Here is a 19,122-nt window from a genome sequence, read left to right as displayed (position 1 = left end):
TCATTCCCAGCGCATTTTATGACTTTTTTCTCCAAAAACGTCTCTTTTTCACGAAAAAACTACGTTTCCGCTTCGATTACGGGTCCTGATTTATACCTATTCGCAAGCCAACTGCTTTTTGAGACCGTCATGTATTACCCATTGTTGACATGTTTCGCTTTTGTTATTCGACAAACGATTTGAGAAGAACGGTGTAGCCCCAATATTCCAAGATGAATTTTGCTAACAAATGACCCATTATAATTGCAACAAATACTTGAAACAAACGAGCCTTTGGACTCTTTGGAAAACGAAAAAAAGCTTCCCATTTCACCTCTTGCAGTACAAACCACACCAAAATAATGCTAAGAATAACAATGATAATAGAAAACAACCCGGTCATTCCGGTGTAGTTTTGCAAACCATTTATAAGACCGTAATTTACGTCCATGATGCCTCCTGAGCTTTTTCATGTTTTAAGCTTCAAACTCAAGCAGCTTTAAAAGCAACATTTATCTTGCTTCATATTATTAACGTAACTGGAAGTCATTTTGTTTGATGAAAATATTAGGCGATAAATCGGTGGAGCAGCACCGTATAATCTGCACGGCTAGCCTGCAGGCTAGGTTTATACAGATTTGACTCTATCCCTTCAATTTGTTTGTTCAACTTCATGGCATACAGCATGGGTGCTGACCAATGAGACTTTGGTACATCGGCGAACGGATCAATGACAGGCAGCTTAGGCCGTACACCTTCCGCATAACCGATAATCATTGCCATTTCCGCCCTTGTAATCGGCTGATCCGGCTTGAACTCGCCATTCGGGAATCCTTTTACCCAGCCTTGCTCTACAGCCCTCGTAATCGCATCATTAGCCCAATGTTTTAATGGGACGTCTTTGAATCGCTTCCCTTGCACGCGACTTGATGAAGCTGGCTTATATGCCTTCACAACCATGGAAACGGCCTCAGCTCGCGTTATGGAGCGTCTAGGCTCAAAGCGATTTTGTCCTGTTCCGTTAATAATGCCTTTTTTGTTTAACGCGACGATTTCATTTTGAGCCCAATGGCCTTTAATATCACGGAATCCAGCAATCAACTCCTCTGATTTCACCTTTAAGCGATAATACTGCTTGTCAAAAGGAGCATCTGCTTCCAGCTTCACGTAATACACTCCAGGCTGCAGCAGCTTTTCTTCGGTTTGCAGCTTCCCGCTTGCTTTTGTTTTGGATGCCGTAAGCTGCTTCATCCGTTTATCATAGAGCAAGAGGCTCAAATCAACATCAAGCGGTACACCGTTTACCGTCATGCTGATAATGCTGGCGTTTGAAACCCGGATTTGAAACCAATCTACGTCGGAGTAGCTGCTAATTACACCAAGGTACTCCGTACCTGGATTAATCATGAACGCCTCGTACGATTTATTGTTTGGTTCATTCGGATCATCATATTTTGGCATATAATCCATCTTCAATATGTAGGTGCCTATGGTCGGACTAGCTTCTGAGGAGATTGCATTGTGAACACGAATATAATATTTACCAGGAGTCACAGTTATGACTGGTGACTGCTCAGTCTCCCCTTCACCCTCATCATCGTACACCATTAATTGCTGACCTGCCTTCTGTATAGCAAGCCCTGGATCAATACGTGCCGTATTCGTACTAAGCGTCAGACTTAGCTTTCCGCTCTGCGTAAAGGTTACCGTAAACCAGTCGCGATCGGCGGTTTGATGAAAGTTGCCCGTAATCGACTGCGTACGAGGCTGCAATGTATAAGCTTCAAAAGATTTATCATTTTTTTCGTAATCGTCCGGCTTCATCGTAAAAGTAGACGTGAGCAGATAAGGCAATTCATCGTTGCTGCTCTGATTGATGAGCTCCAGATGAATGAGCTGCCGCCCTTTTTTAACCTCAAGATCAATGGACCTGCTTGCAAGCTTCGTATCGCTCGTACTTTGCTTCACGCCATTCATGTAATGGGTGAGCCTAACAGGCGGAACAATCTTTCCGCTAGGAACAAGTCCTTCATATTGTATGGTCAACGTGCCATCATACGGCGCATCGATTTGATACCAATCATGGTCGGATACGCCCTGCAGCAAAGCCGAAATTTGGCTGTTCAGCGGAAACCTTGCAGCAGTTGATTGGGTGTCATTTGGTTCGAAGCCGTCTGGTTTCAAGGTTGAACGTACCGCTTGGTCGATCTGCAGCACACCGTAACCTGACGTGCTGTCCGCACCTGGCGGCCCAATATCCTTAGCTGTTTGGCGCAGCAGCTCGCGTATCTGGTAAGGCTTCATGTCCTTGTAGCGAGCCCATATGAGCGCTGCAGCAGCTGCGGCTTGCGGAGCCGCCATTGAAGTTCCTTCTTCTTTCTTATAGAGTCCACCAATGGCTGTTGTATATACATTCCAAGGTGCGACAAGGTCAAGCTCAGTCCCTCGATTCGATCGACTATCGACCGTATTATTCGACTTGACGCCACCGACAGCGAGTACCGTCGGATAAGCTGCCGGGTATTTTACCGCAGCTTTCTCTCCAAAGGTGACGCCGTCATTGCCTGCCGCTGCTACAAGCAGTACGTTTTTGCTTTCCGCATATTGTACAATGTCGAGCATGTACGGAGAATATCGATGAAGGCCAACCGACAGCACAACGATGCTTGCTCCGCTGCGAACGGCGTACAATATGGCTTCGCCGAGCTCCTGCTCTGTTCCGTCACCTCGGTGATCCAGCGCTTTTATCGGCATGATTTTGGCTTTCCACAGTATGCCTGATACGCCAATGCCGTTATTTCCTACAGCTGCGATAACACCCGCTACACTTGTACCGTGCCCATTGTCATCATCGGGCGACTCACCAGGGCTCACTAGATTAGCGCCTGGAACAAGATTAGGCTTCAAATCCGGATGTTCCAAATCAACACCTGTATCCACGATCGCTATCGTAAGCTGCTGCTGCTCGCGAACGGTTTCCCACGCCTTTTGCGCGCCGATCTGACTGAGATAAAGCTGCTTAGACAACTCAGGATCATTTGCTTTCAGTACTGTTGCCGCTGCCGCAATCTTCGCTGTGGAAGCAGCCTCAGACTCCTGCGGCGCCGCTGGCGGTGTCGATGGAGTCTCTGGAGGCGATGCTTCGGTAGGTACAGAAGCTGCCGGTGATACATTGGATGGTGATGACTCTTTAGTCGACACATCAGTAGATGCAGCTCCTGAGAGTGATGCCTCTGAAGATACAGAGGTTGTAGGCGACACATCAGAAGACGCAGCTCCTAGGAGTGATGCATCTGAAGATTCAGAGCTTGCGGGCGATACATTGGATGGTGAAGAGCCTGTAGGCCGCGCATTGCTGCGCGCGGCCTCTGAGCCTGCCGAGGCTGCGTCCTCCGACTCGCCGGCAGGCAGAGCAAGCATATGCACCCTATTGTTCGGGTGCACGTACTCTACGCCCGGCAGGCTTCGCAGCCGGTCGAGCCATTGCTGTACGTCCGCGCCTTCAGCGGCCGGACGTACGAGCATGACCGCCGCCTCATTCTGGCGGCGGAGCACCTCTGTCCCGCGCAGCTCTTGCGCTAGCGCGGGGTCATGCCATTTGAGCAGCCAGCTTTGCGGCTGCTCTGCATCGGCGCCTTCGGCGCCCTCAGCCGCAGGGGATGCTGCGGCCAGCGCCGTAGGCGCCGCTCCGGGAGCGAACCCTGCGGGGGCTATGCCCCCGAGGGTGATGCTCCCGATCAGCAGCGCGGGCAGCGCGCGACGAAGGAGCTTGCGCGCGGCGAGCGTGGCAATGGCGATTGCTTGCAAAGACAAGCGAGCTGTATGCTTTTTGAGCGCAGAGCCCTGTCGATCAACAGATGGGCGCTGACTAATCATTTGTGAATTTCGTAATCGCTTTGGTTCTTTTTGAGTGCTCATCATTTTCTGCCTTTTCGTATGAAACGGGTTATGGTTTGTTCCCATTTTCAATTGGATATTCCTTAACTACAATTTCTCTTTACAGGTATCATTTCCCTTGTTTCTGCAAGACAAAAAGGACGAAAGTCCTACAACTATCCCGCTCCATAGCTCGGAACGTCAGTATTCGGCACAAACTATTATTTCCCGGTAAATATAGACGAGCGGCAACACTGGTCCACATAGATAGAATAGTACTTCATGTCTACCTATACGATGAACCTATACTCCCCCTGCTGCACATTACCCGCAACATTCTCCGCTGAAACACCGAATTATATTTCTGCTCGTAATTCCTGATTAAAACAGCGTTAGACAGCTTCTTCTCTTTTTGCTATATGCAAGGAAAATAAATATAGAAATGACTATAGTCCATCTATTACTATCATCATATCTAAAACTGCCGCTACAGTCTGTGTCCTTAACAGTAACTTTAACTATGATGCTGCTTTTTAGCTTATAAACTACTTTCTATTTCCCCTGTGCCACCTCGAAAATCCCCTTCATCGAGTAAACAAAAAAATAGATCGTTTAAATAGACATCATTTCCTCATCTACTTAAACGACCTATTATTTTCACACCTTTAGAATACGAATGCTTCGCATCACTCTACTACAATCTGCTCATCCCATTATCATTAAATCGCCCTTGATCGAGAATATGGCATCAATCCATTGCATTAACGGTCCTGGGAAAATACCTAGTGCAATCGTTGCTGCTGCACACAGCCAGATCACAACTCCCGTTGCTCCAGATATTCGCACTTCATTATTTTCTTCTCCGCTGCGCATGAACATTTGACGAACAATGCCAAAGTAGAAATAGTAAGAAATGACGCTGCTCACGACGATAACAGCTACGAGCCAATAAGCTTTAGCATTCGCTGCTCCGAGCAAGATAAACAGCTTCCCAAAAAATCCACCAGAAATCGGCAAGCCCGATAAAGACAAGATAAATACCACCATAGCCGCTGCCGTCCAAGGCGCTCGGTAGTACATACCCGCGAAGCTTTTCAGCTCCTCATGCCCCGATGCGCGGCTAACTACCGTAAAGACAGCAAACGCGCCTATCGTCATAAACAAGTACGCAACCAAATAATAAACAAATTCAGAGAAGTTGCTGCTATGAACCATCGTTATCGAAATACCGATAGGCACCAGCATGTAACCCGCATTGGCTACTCCTGACAGGGCCAGCAATCGCTTTACGTTCCTTTGTTTAAGCGCAGCTGTCGTTCCGACGAGCATCGCTGCGGCAGCCAGCACCAGCAGGACCAGGAAGAGATCATTTGATATTTTTGCCGCTTCTCCCGCTGCGCTGAATAAACTAGTACTAAACATAACTCTAAATATAGCAGCCAGCGCAGCACCTTTGGCAATGACCGCTAGAAAAGCCGACACAGGCGTTGGAGCTCCTTGATATACATCAGGCGCCCATGCGTGAAACGGAGCCGCTGCAATCTTAATACCGAATCCAGCAATCATAAACAGGAAGCCCACATAGGCAAGCGCTTTGAAATCCTGCATCGCCCGCGGCAAAGCATCCCCAATTACACCCAAATCGACTGATCCGGTTATGCCGTAAATGTACGACATGCCGAACAACACCATCGCCGAGGAAATCCCGCCCGTAATGACATACTTGAATGCCGCTTCAGCAGACAAAGTTGATTTGCGCCTAATGCCAACCAATACATAACTTGTAATACTAAGAAGCTCTAATCCGATATACAACGTAACCAGGTTACCTGATGAAGCCATCATCATCGCGCCCATAAGCGCGGGAAGCACCAAATAGAAATACTCTGATTTGTCTGTTATCTCCTCTTCATCCCGATCCGATCCAATTGCGAGCAGGATGATAAGCGCAGTACCTGTTAAAAATACAATTTTCAGCAGGCTGGCGAAATCATCAATGCGGTAGCTGTTGCTTAGCAGATGGATAGAGTCGGCAGATGCTCCGCCCTGATTCATATCCAACATCCGGAGCACGACTAGCAGCAGCGATGCAAGAATGCCCGCTAACGTCAGCCACCCTGTAAATTTTCTGTTCACGCGCTTCGGCAAGAACAAATCCAATACAACAAGAAACAAAAACATGGCGGCCAGCATAAACTCAGGGGCAAGGTAGCGCATATCCGTCCATGTCAGTGGTATAAATGAAACGCCTTCGTACATGGTTTATCCCCCCGCCCTTGATGCAAGTAATTGTCCGAACAGCTTATCCATGCCATGCTGCACAGTATCCGTAAGGACGGAAGGAAAACAGCCGAGAAGCACAATGAATGCAAGCAGCACAATCATGGGAGCCGCCTCAATTAGCCTTGCGTCCTTAAATGCTCCAAACGCCTCACGCTGTGGACCAAATGTAATCTTTAGTACAGCGCGAAGCATATAGACAGCGGTCAAAATAATGCCAAGCGCCGCAGCCGCAGTCAACCAGCGATTCGACTCGAATAGGCCGAGCAGCGATAGAAACTCCCCAATAAAACCGGATAAGCCCGGCAAACCGAGTGAAGCGAGCCCCGCAGTCAGCAGTACGCCGCTTATAAATGGCATAGAGCGCGCTAACCCACCCAGCTCTTGCAGCTCGGTCGTTCCCGTTCGTTCATAGATGCTGCCTACGATCAGAAATAACAAGGCAGATATGAGTCCGTGCGATACGAGCTGGTATACAGCTCCCTGCAAGCCAATCTCATTTATTGCTGCTATCCCTAGCAATACGATACCCATATGGCTGATGGAGGAATAAGCAAGCACTAGTTTAAACTCACGCTGCCTGAAGGCTAGCAGCGCTCCATACAATATATTTATGACGCCAAGCACAGCGAGCACTGTCGCAAATTGTCGCGCTTGATCAGGGAAGAGCATAATCCCAAATCGCAGTAATCCGTAAGCGCCCATTTTCAGCAATATCCCGGAGTGAATCATGACAATCGAGGTCGGAGCTTCCGTGTGCACCTTAAGCATCCAAGTATGGAATGGAAATATTGGAAGCTTTATGCCGAAGGCAACTAGCAGCATAATAAACAGCACCCATTGCATCGTATCCGTCAACTGGAATGGATTAATTGAACCAAGCTGCTCATTAGTCAGGTTAACCCAAGCGGATGCGTCCGCCATGTTGCGGAAAATGTCTGTATAGCTGCCGCTGTAAATAAAGCTAACTTGTTCGCCTACTTGATCTACGTGGAAGCCAGCCGTGTTCACGAGAATAACGAACGCAATCAGCATAATGGCTGAACCAATTCCGTTATAGATTAAAAACTGATTGGCTGCACGCTCGCGATTGAAGTAACCCCAAATTCCGATTAAGAAATACATCGCAACAAGCGTAATCTCGAAAAATACAAAAAACAAAAATAAATCACGAGCTAGAAACACGCCAAGCATTCCGAGCTCCAGCAGCAAAAACCATATAAAAAAAGATTTCCACCTTTTCTTGATATGAACTGCTGCAAGTGCAGCCATTGCAGATACGAGCGTTGCGAGAAGCAGAAGCGGAAGCGACAGGCCGTCAATGCCTAGCTCATATTGAAACGTAAACTTAAATTCAGATACGCCCGATGGCACCTCTTTATTTAGCGGCACATCCACCCAGCTATATTGCTCGTCATATGCCGCCCCGCCCTGCTGCTTATTATAATCAGCATAAAGCCACAAGGAGAGCAGCAAAGGAACTAATGTGGTTACGACAACCGTTGTCTTCATCCAGCTGCTGCGCTGCTTCGGAAGCAGCAGCAGAACGATTATACCAAGCAGCGGTGCCAGTAATATAAGTGATAATATCGGAATGTCACTCAGGATGCTCATGGCAGGAACCTCCTTCCAACGATAGCAGCCACAAGAATGACGAACCCGATAACAGCTGCCAAACCGTAGGTTTGTACTTGACCGTTCTGCAGACGAGCAGCCACTCTTCCAGCCGAGGTAACAGCCGTGCCTGTCAACCTCACAATCCCCCCTATGACATAAGAATCAAACGCCATAAGCGCAGAACCAATCAGCTTCAGCGGCTTCACTATGATAACGGCATAAAGCTCATCGATGTAATAACTATTTTCCAGCAATTTGACTAGCTTAGGCATTTTTTCTTGCAGTACATCTTTGTTCACACTGTTTTTCCCATAGATGAGCCAGCCGATATAAATACCTAGAAGGCCAACCGCAATGGATGCAACAATGGCGATGCCGCTTTTATGTAGCGACTCTCCCTCATCGGTGATCCATGAGCCAAATGCTCCGTTCCATGGCGTCTCAATAAACCCGACAACAATGGCGAGAGCAGCCAGCACGATCATCGGCAGCGTCATCGAAACTGGTGATTCTTTCGCATGTAAAGAGGCCTCGTTTGGTTTTCCCATAAATACAAGGAAGAACAACCGAGACATATAAAGCGCCGTACAGAAAGCGGCTGCCAAACCTACAATAAATAATAGTGGATTCGTCTCCCAAGCAACCGTCAAAATTAAATCCTTAGACCAAAAGCCGGATAATGGCGGAATGCCAGCAAGCGCTAAAGCGCCGATCGCGAACGTCCATGTCGTCACTTTCATTTTCGAGGCAAGTCCGCCCATCTCATGAATGTTCTGTGTATGTACCGCATGAATGATGCTGCCAGCACCAAGGAAGAGCAGCGCTTTGAAGAAAGCGTGCGTGAACAGGTGGAAGATGCCGCCTGTTAAGGAACCCAGACCGAGCGCCATCATCATATAACCCAACTGGCTGACCGTGGAATAGGCTAATATCCGTTTAATATCCTTTTGTACGAGTGCAATCGTCGCAGCGAATATAGCTGTAAAACCGCCTACATATGCGATGGTCTCCATAGCAGCTGCAGAATCCTGAAAAATATCATACGTTCGTGCAATAAGGAATACGCCTGCCGCAACCATAGTAGCAGCATGAATCAGTGCACTGATCGGTGTCGGGCCCTCCATTGCATCAGGAAGCCACACATGAAGCGGAAACTGGCCTGATTTGCCGATCGCGCCTACAAAAATAAGCAAAGCAATCAACGTCGTAATCCCGTTCGTAATTGCACCTGATTGCCCATCAAATACGCTTTGAATCGTAGTGAAATCAAGGGCATGATCCGGCATATACCAGAAAAGGAGCAAAATAGCGATCAGCAAGCCAACATCGCCGATTCTTGTCACAATAAATGCCTTCTTGGCCGCCGCTCGCGCTTTGGGCAATGTAAACCAGAAGCCAATTAGCAAGAACGAGCATACGCCAACTAGTTCCCAGAAAATATAAAGCGATAATAAATTATCGGATAATACAAGTCCCAGCATAGAAAATGTGAACAAGGCAACATAACCAAAAAACACAGTTATTCGCTCATCATTTTTCATATAGCCGGCCGAGTATACATTCACGAGAAAACTGACGAGTGTCACGACCACCAGCATAAGCGCTGTCAGGTTGGTCACCTCGAAACCAATCTTCAACGTATAATCTCCGATAGCAATCCAATCAAAGGAATAATTATAATCCACTTCATTGGTACCAAGTCGATCAATCATAATAAGCAAGGATAGAACGAAGGCGCCAAATGATCCAAGCGAGCCGATGATAACGCCCGCTCGTCGATAGCTGCGACCGAGCGCCGTCAAAACGAGGAATGCTGCCAGCGGAAACAGCGGAATTAACCAAGCCGTCTGTGAGTACATATTCATACGCCGCGCTACCTCCTCATTTTGTCAAACTCATCGACATTAACTGTCCCGCGCAATCTGAACAATGCTATTAATATAGCTACCCCAATCGCCGCTTCTGCCGCTGCAACTGTAATTGTAAATAATGAAAAAATTTGCCCCGTCAATGACGGAACAACACCGTATTTGGAGAAGGCAATAAGATTCAAGTTGACCGCGTTCAACATTAGCTCAAGCGAGAGCAGTACGACGACTGCATTTCTTTTCACTAATGCGCCATATAGCCCAATGCAAAACAAAATAGCCGCCATCGTTAAATAGGAAGGAAGCATGTAATTATTCCTCCTCCTTTTTGGCAAGTACGATTGCTCCAATAAATGCTACCGTCAGCAGCACCGAGAGCAGCTCGAACGGTATCACATACCCTGTATATAATAGCTCGCCAATTGCCATCGTATTGTCTTCTCCAGCTTGAAAAGACTGCGGCTCTGGAAAAGTTGTTGAACGGATCGCATAAAACAATAGGCCAAACAAGCTGAGCGCGCCTACGGCGGCAAGCGTTTCATGGAGCGGCTTCACCGGCTCACGCTCTCCTGGCTGATGCTTCGTCATCATAATGCCGAATATCATCAGAATCGAGACTGCTCCAGCATAGATAAGCACCTGAACAAATGCGACAAACTCAGCTTCCAGAAGCACGAACATTCCGGCTAAGCCTAGAAATACAGCAGCCATAGAGATGACCATATGTACGACCTTCTCTAAGCTGATCATTAGGACAGCGCCGCATATCATGATGGCTGAGAAGATAAAAAAAGCGACAAATTCGCCTGTAAAATCAATATTGAACAACTATTTTGCGCCCCCTTTGGCCGGCGCTCCGATATTGTTATTGTCCTGCCGAGTAAGTGTATTATTGTCTGTCAGCCATTCTGCATCCTTGAACAAATCATCGCGGCTGAACGTTGCCAGCTCGAAATGATTGGACATAACGATCGCTTCGGTCGGACAAACCTCGGTGCACAGATCACATAAGATGCATATTTCAAAATTAATATCAAACGTATCGATTACCTTGCCCTTTTTATCAGGGTCCGGGTTCGGTTTGCCGGTCAGCGTAATGCAGTCGGTTGGACAAATGCGTGCGCATTGGTTGCAAACGATACATAAATCCGGGATAAAGTGCTGGATACCGCGGAAGCGATCCGGCATGACAAAGGGTACATCAGGATAGGAGGTGGTCACTTTTGGAGCCGTCATTGATTTGAGCGTTACACCCAGTCCTTGCAGCATTCCTTTCATTTCCTTCTCCCCTTTGCTAGTTCTTGATAAACAGCTCTAAATATACAGCCGTTAAAAACACATTAAGCAGCGACACAGGCAGCAGCACCTTCCAGCCAAGACCCATAAGCTGATCTACTCGTATGCGCGGCAGTGTAGCACGAATCCAAAATAAGAAAAACACAATAAACGCAAACTTGAGCAAAAACCATATAATGCCCGGTACAAAATCAAGAAATGGCGCCGGTGCGTGCCAGCCGCCCAGAAACAATACTGTTGTTAATGCAGCAATGGCATAAACGTATACGTATTCCGAGAGCATAAAAAATGCAAACCGAAAGCCGCTATATTCAACGTGATAACCTGCAACAAGCTCAGATTCCGCCTCCGGCAAATCGAAGGGCGTACGATTGAGCTCGGACACAGCTGCAATAATAAAGACAATGAAACCGATAATTTGAGGAATGAAGTTCCAATTCCAAAACCAGCCGCCTTCCTGCGCCGCTACAATATCACGCAGATTCAAGCTTCCGCTAAGCAAAATAACGCCTACTACCGAAATAACAAGCGGTACCTCATAGCTTATCATTTGTGCCGCCGAGCGCATACCCCCAAGGAGTGCATACTTATTATTGGAAGCCCAGCCGCCAAGCACGATGGCAAGCGTCGAGATGCCTGAAAGGGCTACATAATAGAGCAAACCGACATTCAGATCTGCGAAATATAAGTTTTGTGTATAAGGCAGTACAGCGAGTACGGAGAATGCCGGTATGTATGCTAGGGCAGGTGCAAGAATGAACAATGCCCGATCTGCCTTGCGCGGAATTGTGTCCTCTTTAATGAGCAGCTTAAAAATATCTGCTACCGTCTGCAGCAAGCCAAAGGGCCCTACGCGATTGGGACCGATGCGAAGCTGCATCCACCCGATTACCTTACGCTCGAAATAAATGGCGTACGTGACGAAACCAAGCACAATGAATAAAAATACGACAGCCCAAAGGAACAGCACAAGTGCATTTCCCCAAGTTAGCGATTGGTTAAGCCATGACTGCATTAGCAATCGACCTCCCCGACGACAATATCAATGCCGCCTAATATCGTAATGAGGTTTGTCATCGTTTCGCCTACGAGCAGCTTCGGCAGTATTTGTAAATTAACGAATGACGGTCTTCTGAATTTGAGCCTATAAGGTTCTGCTTTGCCTTTGGATACGATATGGCAGCCAATTTCGCCGCGCGGCGATTCGATCCGCACATACACCTCGCCAGCAGGGGGCCTTATTGCGCGCGGAACCTTCCCCATCGTCTCCCCGCCAGAAGGGAATTGCTCGAGCGCCTGCTTCAAAATACGCAAGCTTTGGCGGATTTCTTCCAGCCGAATCCGATAGCGATCATAACAATCTCCCACTTTTCCAAGCGGCACGTCAAATTCAAATTGGCTGTACAAGCTGTAGGGCTCCGCCTTGCGAATATCAAAGTCTACACCTGTACAACGCAAGTTGGCTCCAGATAAGCCATAATCAATCGCTGTTACCGCATCATATTTTCCTATCCCTTTAATGCGGGCAAGGAAAATTTCGTTGCCGCTGACGAGCTTATCATACTCTTGCAGCTTATTCTCCATATAAGGAATAAAGTCGCGCACTTTGTCCAGCCAGCCTGGAGGCGCATCCCACTTCACTCCGCCAACTCGCATGTAATTGTAAGTTAATCTTGCGCCGCACAGCTCATTAAATAAATCGATAATGATTTCCCTGTCACGGAATGCGTAAAGAAACGGACTCATTGCCCCAATATCAAGCAGATAAGTTCCCCACCATACTAGATGGCTAGCTATACGCTGCAGTTCCATAACGAGAAGCCTGAGATACTCCGCCCGCTGCGGTACTTCAAGCCCCATCATCGTTTCCACTGCATGCACGAGAACATAATTATTAGTCATTGCAGAGACGTAATCCATTCGATCGGTGTAGGGGATGATTTGCGTGAAATTCAAGTTTTCCGCGATCTTCTCGGTGCCTCGGTGCAAATAACCCATAACAGGTGTCGCTTCGGTTATGACTTCACCATCGAGCTTAACGATAATCCGGAATACGCCATGCGTGCTTGGATGCTGAGGACCTACATTTAAGAGCAGTTCTTCTGTACGAATCAAGGGCTGCCTACACCTCCGAATCTATCGACTCATAATCTTTGCGCAGCGGATGGCCCACCCAATCATCAGGCATCATAATCCGCCGCATATCGGGGTGTCCAGGAAAATCAACTCCCAGTAAATCGTAAATTTCACGTTCATTCCAATTCGCTGTTGCCCAGACTGGTGTTGCCGAATAGACGGCTGATGCTTCCCGCTCTGTCTTTATCTTAATTCCGACCTCTCTTTTGGTTCCAAGCGAGATCATATGATATACCACTTCTATGTGGGTCTCGTAATCGACACCTGACACATTACGTAAATAATTAAATTGAAGCTGCTCGTGCTCCTTAAGCAGCTTTGCAGCTTCCCGCCAGTGTTCATTGCGTAAGATAATCATCGGCATATCGCCATTCAGTTCATTTACATAGGCATCCTCAACCGCTGCTTCTGCTACCTCCTGCTTCAGAAGCGCGACTATGGCATCAAGCTCAGGCTGCCTTGGCGAAGGTGCTTTCGGCTGCTCCGGCTCTGCTTCACTCGCTTCCGCTTCGGCCTTAGCTTTTGCTGCCGCTCTCGCAGCGCGTGCTTCCGCAGCTGCCTTCAGCTTGGCTTCCTTCTCCGGGTCTACGGGAGGCGTCTCTGCGACCGGTTTATCCTCTTCGCTCATCGACTGGTCACCCGCTTCCCAGTCTTCGCTTCATAGCGAATTTTCTCCTGCAGTTTATTAATGCCATAGATCAGCGCGGCCGGATTAGGCGGACAGCCCGGAATATACACATCAACAGGTACGATCTGATCGACGCCTTTAATGACTGAATAGGATTTAATATAAGGTCCGCCAGCCGTTGCGCAGGATCCCATTGCAATAACCCACTTCGGCTCTGGCATTTGATCATAAAGCCTGCGTAAAAGGGGACCCATCTTCTTCGTCACTGTACCGGCCACAATCATCACGTCAGACTGTCGCGGCGAGGTTCGGAACATCACTCCAAAACGATCCAGATCATAATGCGATGCGCCCGTTCCCATCATTTCAATCGCACAGCAAGCAAGACCGAATGTGAGCGGCCATAACGAGTTGCTTCTTGCCCAAGCCTTCAATTGCTCCAAGGTGCCCATAAATACATTGCGTTCCAGCTCTTTGCGTTCCTCTAACGAAATTGATTCTAAACTGAATTCCATTTCAGCACCTTCTTTTTCCAGGCATATAGAAGACCAATAAGCAGCATTCCCGCAAAAATCAACATTTCGACTAGCACAAATAAGCCGAGCTTATTATATGCGACGGCCCAAGGATATAAGAAAACGGTTTCTACATCAAAGATGACAAACATTAGTGCAAACAAGTAATAGCGGATGTTAAAACGGACCTGTCCCTCACCTACCGGCTCATTTCCGCTTTCATAGGTGGTTTGTTTGAGCTCACTTGGCTTATTCGGCCTTAGCAGTCTTCCTACAGTTAATGCAACGACGGGAAGCATAATGCCAAGCACGATAAAAATAGCCACGACGACATAATTATTGGAGTAGTGTTCCACACGATCGCCTCCGTAAATTTGAGTAGGTAGCCGCTTGGTCAATTTTCCTCACAATTATAACAAATGCTTCCACCGCCGTCTATGATGGAGTTGTGCCCAAGGCAGGTTCCTTGTTCGTTATATCGGATTCCCCTTCTGCTGCGTCATTCCCTTTTTGCCTGCGGCTGCTGGACTTCTGTTCATCTTGAAACCGTCCGTCGCTCGTATCTTTTTTTCCTCTAACAACGGCTACCACCAGCAGCAATAACGGTATAGCACAACCATGCAGCAAGCTGTAAACCGTCCATACTCCTATGCCAAACTCATGCGCATGAGCCGCATTTCGATATATCATGAGCGATATAGGCACAATGACAAATGCATAGGGAATGACCAATGGACGATAGGTAGAAAGCTTAAGCATTTGAGCCGTTAAGACCGTCAGTACATAAACGCAAAGTGCAAGCTTCATGAAGACCGTTCCAATCCAAACCATCGCAACTAATATTTCAACACGCACCAATATCTCTTCGATATTAATGTTTTTCGCCATATCATAGACGGCAAACGGACTTCTACCCGCTTCTTGCACCCCCATTACAGCAACCAAAAAAATCGTAATCAGCGTACTTACAAAAGTAATGGCGGAAACAGAAAGCTTCAGTTTTTTTCTTAATTTTTTGCGGTCCTCCTGACGTACAAGCGGGAAAATCGTCGTTATAAACACGAATTCCGCAATAGGGAACCCGAGAATCGGATAGATCCCCTTAATCGGCCTTACCCAGCCGTCGTACAAGAAAGGCTCAAAGTTTTGAAAATTAAATTGATTGAACAAAGCAAGGAGAACAATCCCAATAACTAAGGCAGCCCATCCAAATAAAATCTCACCCGTTCTCGCAATCGTCTCAATGCCTAAAAGAACACCATATACAACAACAATCATAAAAGTGAGGTTGATGAACCACTCCGGTGTCTCGGGCAATACAGATAAATTCAAAAAATCGGATATATTGCGCAGTACCAATGCGCTTAACAATAAGAAATAAAAAATATATAGGGTAGTCAATACCTTTCCGAGCCAAACCCCCAGCAGCTTTTCTGAGTATTGCGCTAAGGTCAGCTTTGGAAAACGATCAGCAAGCGCTAGATAAATGAGCAGTATGAAATAATTAAACGGTCCTGCGAGCAGCATTGAAATCCAACCATCCTGCTTGGCAATCGACGTCACCATTGTTGGCAATATGAGCGCTGCACTTCCGAGTGCAAATAAAAACAATATTTTGGCGCATTGCCCCGATGTGATTTCGGCATTGTTTATTCCCGCAAATTTGCTCATCTATGCTATGCCCCCTGCTCGATCCACTTTAATATAGGTTTATACACGGGTGAGAATATAGCTGTAATCCAATCTGCCGGATTAGGTATCGGTAGATGCATTTGCTTTGCCGTCATAATTCCCACCCCTATGATCAAAATAACCAAAGCCCAGCCCCCTTCACGCTGGCGGTTATTTTTGCTGTTCCTTCTCCATATTGCCGTTCCAACCATAACGGAAAATAAGAAGAGGACAATGAGAGAAATCATACTACCCACTCATTTCGATATAGATTCGCCCCGTACACCTGAGCCTGTTATTTGAGTCGTACAGATAACTTCGCTTTTCACTTGAGGGAATATATCTTCCCAGTCCGCTTCGATTATCCTCCAAATATTCGGCTCTTGAAAGTAAACCTCTTTTCCCCACCCTAATACATCCGTGTGGAATTTCTTCTGTACGCTATTGATCGTGCCCGCTACCTCTTCCTCAATCGCTTTATCTGTCATTTTGCCGACCTTGATCAGTACACTTTCCTCCGTGATGTTGACGCCGTGGCACATGATTTCTTGAATTCCACCCACTACACTAATATGGACCTGTATAATTGGATGACCATCCGGATCTTGTTTAACCTTATACACGGTCGCCGTATCCTGTACCTCAACAATGAGCTCCCCTTCTGACTCCGGACATCCAAGCTTTACGACAGTGCTCTCCACTTTATTTTGAAGCCAAGATAGACCTCTTGAATCCTTGGACTTCAAATAACCAACAAGCTTGCCATCGCGAAAAACAGCCATCGTCGACAGCACTGGAATCGCTTTTGCAGGAATGCTGTTTAAATTGTCATTTGAATGTCCCATCTCCTCACTTCCCTCTATCAGAATAGAAGGCAATACAGCTTGCTGCTTCCCTCTTCCCAATAGTCTCGTTAAATCTTTGACTAATACGACATAACTCGACGCATACGCAGACTGATTGACTTCAACTATTTCCCGAAGCTGATTAACAGGAATAGACTCCATTTGAGTCGTTAATTGAAGCAAATCCTCCGCTCTCACGCCTCGTGTAACAAGAACCGAAATATCAGTGCGTATATCCGGGTTTCTCTCAATTAAGTCAACTAAGGGGTAGATACCTTTTCTAGCCATACTCTCACTAATAATCAGCATTTGTGTGTGGGAGAAAAAAAGCCGTCTAGATGTTTTTGTCGACATTTTTCTTATCGCCTCAAACAGGGTATCCCCTTTTTCCGTAAACGTCGTCACCGCGGTGCCGCCAATGGCCCCTTTGGTTTCCGCTGCAACGTTTTGGGGCAATACGACCTGAACGGTCAACTGAAGCTTGTTTTTTCCTGTTGGGTCATCGTCAACTCCTATGGCGTATACGACGCCAAGCTTGTCCAAATATCGTAAATCCCAACAGCCGTTTAATAGCGCCAGCATACATGCTGTCCATACAAGAATAAGCTTCCGTCCTATTTTCCTAATTGAAAATATCCGTTTCCTTGCATTGACGCTGCCATGGCTCATTGCTGCGGCTCCTTCCTATGCTCCGTTTCAATGTCTTGTCTAACTCTATTTCTCGAAGCAAGCTTCTCTGGCCGTTCACGCATCATCCAAAGTGGCGCCCTAACCAGCGTATCCTTCATATCCTTTAAATACATAGGAGCGAATGGTTTAATATAGGGCATGCCAAACGATCTTAAATTGCTCAAATGCAGCAGAAGCAGCAGCACAACTAATCCAATTCCATAAAAACCGAGTGTCGACGCTGCTAGAAGCAGCAGAAAGCGCAGCAGCCTAGCCGCAATTCCAAGACTGTAGTTAGGAGATACGAAACTGGCAATCGCTGTGAAGGAAACGACGATAACTACGGCTGGCGAGACGATTCCCGCCTCTACGACCGACTGTCCGATAACAAGACCTCCAACGATTGATATCGTGTTACCCGCAGCACTAGGCATTCGTACAACGGCTTCCCGTAATATTTCAAATACAAACTCCATAATAAAAGCTTCCAAATAGGCAGGAAAAGGCACGCCCTCCCGCTGTGCTGCAAGCTTTAGCAGCAGCTGAGTCGGTATCATTTCCTGATGATATCCAACGATTGCGACATAAATCGACGGCATAAGCAATGCGATTAAAAAGGATACAAAACGAAGCAGCCGCAGAAAAGTCGCGATATCAAACCGCTGATAATAATCTTCTGAAGCCTGAAAAAACATATTTAAAATTGTAGGTACGATCAGAACAAATGGCGTCCCGTCAACAAAAATCGCTATTCGGCCTTCAAGCAAATTGCCTGCTACAGCATCCGGCCGCTCTACGCTCATGATGGTAGGAAACGGCGACCACTTCTGATCCGTAATTAATTCCTCGATATAACCGGATTCAAGTATGCCGTCAATTTGTATTTCTTCCAGACGTTCTCTTAAATCCTTAAGCACATTCTCATCCGCCAAATCTTTGACATACATGATGCATACGGGAGTTTGTGAAATTTCTCCGATCGTCCATTGCTCCATCCACAGCTTCGGACTTCGTATCTTCCTGCGAATCAGCGATGTATTTGTTCTAATCGACTCCGTAAACCCTTCCCTAGGACCACGTATGGCCATCTCGGTTTTCGGTTCTTCTACGCTTCTTCTTGCTCCCCCTACTACATTGGTTCCTATTGCCTGAGTTGCACCCTCTATCATGATGACGCAATAGCCCATAAACAATTTTTGAAACAATAGCTTCCAATCGCATAAATCATTAATAATACCGGTTGAGAGCAAATTGTTTTTCATAAATGCAAGCAGCTCAGCAGGTTCTAAATTAGCCTCCTCCGGGTATTCGCCTCCATGCATCGGTTGAATGACAAAATGGTCAAGGCGTTCATCGTCAACCATCCCTTGTACATAAACAACTAGCGCCTTCGTGTGGCCTCTATCCGTTAACGTCAGCTCACGATAAATAATATCCTGACTCTCACCCAGCTCACGCTTCATGGTCTCCATATTTTGCTCCAGGGAAGTGGAAAGGGCCTTCTCAGCAAAAGGCTGAAGCTGCTCCTTTTCATGCATCTCCGCTTTGGTTATGCGCTTATCAGCCTTGTTGCCAGCGCTGCCATTGCCCTGCTTATAGGTTCGGAACATTTACCCATCTCCTTTCTGTTGCATAATCGGATTGATGCTTAGGATAACTCTTCCATGGCATAATTATGTATTGAGTCTTAGTTGATTAAAGAATGCATCGCATAAAAAAAGAGCCGCAGCTCCGTTTACACG

Annotated in this window: 17 protein-coding genes; all 17 read right to left on the bottom strand. The window is 46.9% G+C overall.

The window, feature by feature from the left end; genetic code table 11:
- Nucleotides 1-163: 163 nt before the first annotated feature.
- Nucleotides 164-430, bottom strand: a complete 267-nt coding sequence (locus ACIFSR_RS09325; protein ID WP_076266234.1) for a DUF1146 domain-containing protein — start codon at nt 428-430, stop codon at nt 164-166.
- Nucleotides 431-546: 116 nt separating this feature from the next.
- Nucleotides 547-3,900, bottom strand: coding sequence for a S8 family peptidase (locus ACIFSR_RS09320; RefSeq protein ID WP_430056883.1), 3,354 nt, complete (start codon nt 3,898-3,900; stop codon nt 547-549).
- Between the two features lie 660 nt (nt 3,901-4,560).
- Nucleotides 4,561-6,114: an NADH-quinone oxidoreductase subunit N gene (locus ACIFSR_RS09315; RefSeq protein WP_430056880.1), complete on the bottom strand. Its 1,554-nt coding sequence runs from the start codon at nt 6,112-6,114 to the stop codon at nt 4,561-4,563.
- 3 nt (nt 6,115-6,117) lie between these two features.
- Nucleotides 6,118-7,749: a complex I subunit 4 family protein gene (locus ACIFSR_RS09310; RefSeq protein ID WP_339205396.1), complete on the bottom strand. Its 1,632-nt coding sequence runs from the start codon at nt 7,747-7,749 to the stop codon at nt 6,118-6,120.
- The gene (gene nuoL, locus ACIFSR_RS09305; RefSeq protein WP_430056877.1) at nt 7,746-9,617 is read right to left on the bottom strand and encodes an NADH-quinone oxidoreductase subunit L; all 1,872 of its coding nucleotides are present in this window, start codon (nt 9,615-9,617) and stop codon (nt 7,746-7,748) included. Before nuoL ends, ACIFSR_RS09310 begins: the two co-directional genes overlap by 4 nt.
- 8 nt (nt 9,618-9,625) lie before the next feature.
- Nucleotides 9,626-9,928 carry an NADH-quinone oxidoreductase subunit NuoK gene (nuoK, locus tag ACIFSR_RS09300; protein WP_339205398.1) on the bottom strand — a complete coding sequence of 101 codons (303 nt, stop codon included), beginning with the start codon at nt 9,926-9,928 and terminating at the stop codon, nt 9,626-9,628.
- Between the two features lie 4 nt (nt 9,929-9,932).
- Nucleotides 9,933-10,448, bottom strand: a complete 516-nt coding sequence (locus tag ACIFSR_RS09295; protein ID WP_076266240.1) for an NADH-quinone oxidoreductase subunit J — start codon at nt 10,446-10,448, stop codon at nt 9,933-9,935.
- Nucleotides 10,449-10,898 (bottom strand): NADH-quinone oxidoreductase subunit NuoI, encoded by a 450-nt coding sequence (gene nuoI / locus ACIFSR_RS09290; protein ID WP_054025448.1) that lies wholly within the window; start codon nt 10,896-10,898, stop codon nt 10,449-10,451.
- A gap of 16 nt (nt 10,899-10,914) precedes the next feature.
- Nucleotides 10,915-11,931, bottom strand: coding sequence for an NADH-quinone oxidoreductase subunit NuoH (gene nuoH / locus ACIFSR_RS09285; RefSeq protein WP_339205400.1), 1,017 nt, complete (start codon nt 11,929-11,931; stop codon nt 10,915-10,917).
- On the bottom strand, nt 11,931-13,031 hold the full coding sequence (locus tag ACIFSR_RS09280; protein WP_430056872.1) for an NADH-quinone oxidoreductase subunit D: 1,101 nt from the start codon (nt 13,029-13,031) through the stop codon (nt 11,931-11,933). The genes nuoH and ACIFSR_RS09280 overlap by 1 nt, the downstream gene beginning before the upstream one ends.
- Nucleotides 13,032-13,038: 7 nt before the next feature.
- Nucleotides 13,039-13,680, bottom strand: coding sequence for an NADH-quinone oxidoreductase subunit C (locus ACIFSR_RS09275; protein ID WP_430056869.1), 642 nt, complete (start codon nt 13,678-13,680; stop codon nt 13,039-13,041).
- Nucleotides 13,677-14,195, bottom strand: a complete 519-nt coding sequence (locus ACIFSR_RS09270; protein ID WP_076266244.1) for a NuoB/complex I 20 kDa subunit family protein — start codon at nt 14,193-14,195, stop codon at nt 13,677-13,679. Before ACIFSR_RS09270 ends, ACIFSR_RS09275 begins: the two co-directional genes overlap by 4 nt.
- Complete coding sequence (locus ACIFSR_RS09265) at nt 14,180-14,494, bottom strand: NADH-quinone oxidoreductase subunit A (protein ID WP_256710814.1); 315 nt, start codon at nt 14,492-14,494, stop codon at nt 14,180-14,182. Before ACIFSR_RS09265 ends, ACIFSR_RS09270 begins: the two co-directional genes overlap by 16 nt.
- A 136-nt stretch (nt 14,495-14,630) precedes the next feature.
- The gene (locus ACIFSR_RS09260; protein WP_339205403.1) at nt 14,631-15,866 is read right to left on the bottom strand and encodes a GerAB/ArcD/ProY family transporter; all 1,236 of its coding nucleotides are present in this window, start codon (nt 15,864-15,866) and stop codon (nt 14,631-14,633) included.
- 5 nt (nt 15,867-15,871) lie between these two features.
- Complete coding sequence (locus tag ACIFSR_RS09255; RefSeq protein ID WP_430056866.1) at nt 15,872-16,114, bottom strand: hypothetical protein; 243 nt, start codon at nt 16,112-16,114, stop codon at nt 15,872-15,874.
- 9 nt (nt 16,115-16,123) lie between these two features.
- Complete coding sequence (locus ACIFSR_RS09250) at nt 16,124-17,380, bottom strand: Ger(x)C family spore germination protein (RefSeq protein ID WP_430056864.1); 1,257 nt, start codon at nt 17,378-17,380, stop codon at nt 16,124-16,126.
- Entirely contained in the window at nt 17,377-18,990 is a 1,614-nt protein-coding gene (locus ACIFSR_RS09245; protein ID WP_430056861.1) for a spore germination protein, read from the bottom strand. Before ACIFSR_RS09245 ends, ACIFSR_RS09250 begins: the two co-directional genes overlap by 4 nt.
- Between the last annotated feature and the right edge of the window lie 132 nt (nt 18,991-19,122).

It is taken from the genome of Paenibacillus sp. NRS-1760, assembly GCF_050467785.1.
Classification (GTDB): domain Bacteria; phylum Bacillota; class Bacilli; order Paenibacillales; family Paenibacillaceae; genus Pristimantibacillus.
Note: the sequence above shows the minus strand (reverse complement) of the source record. Positions and strands in the feature narration are given on the sequence as shown.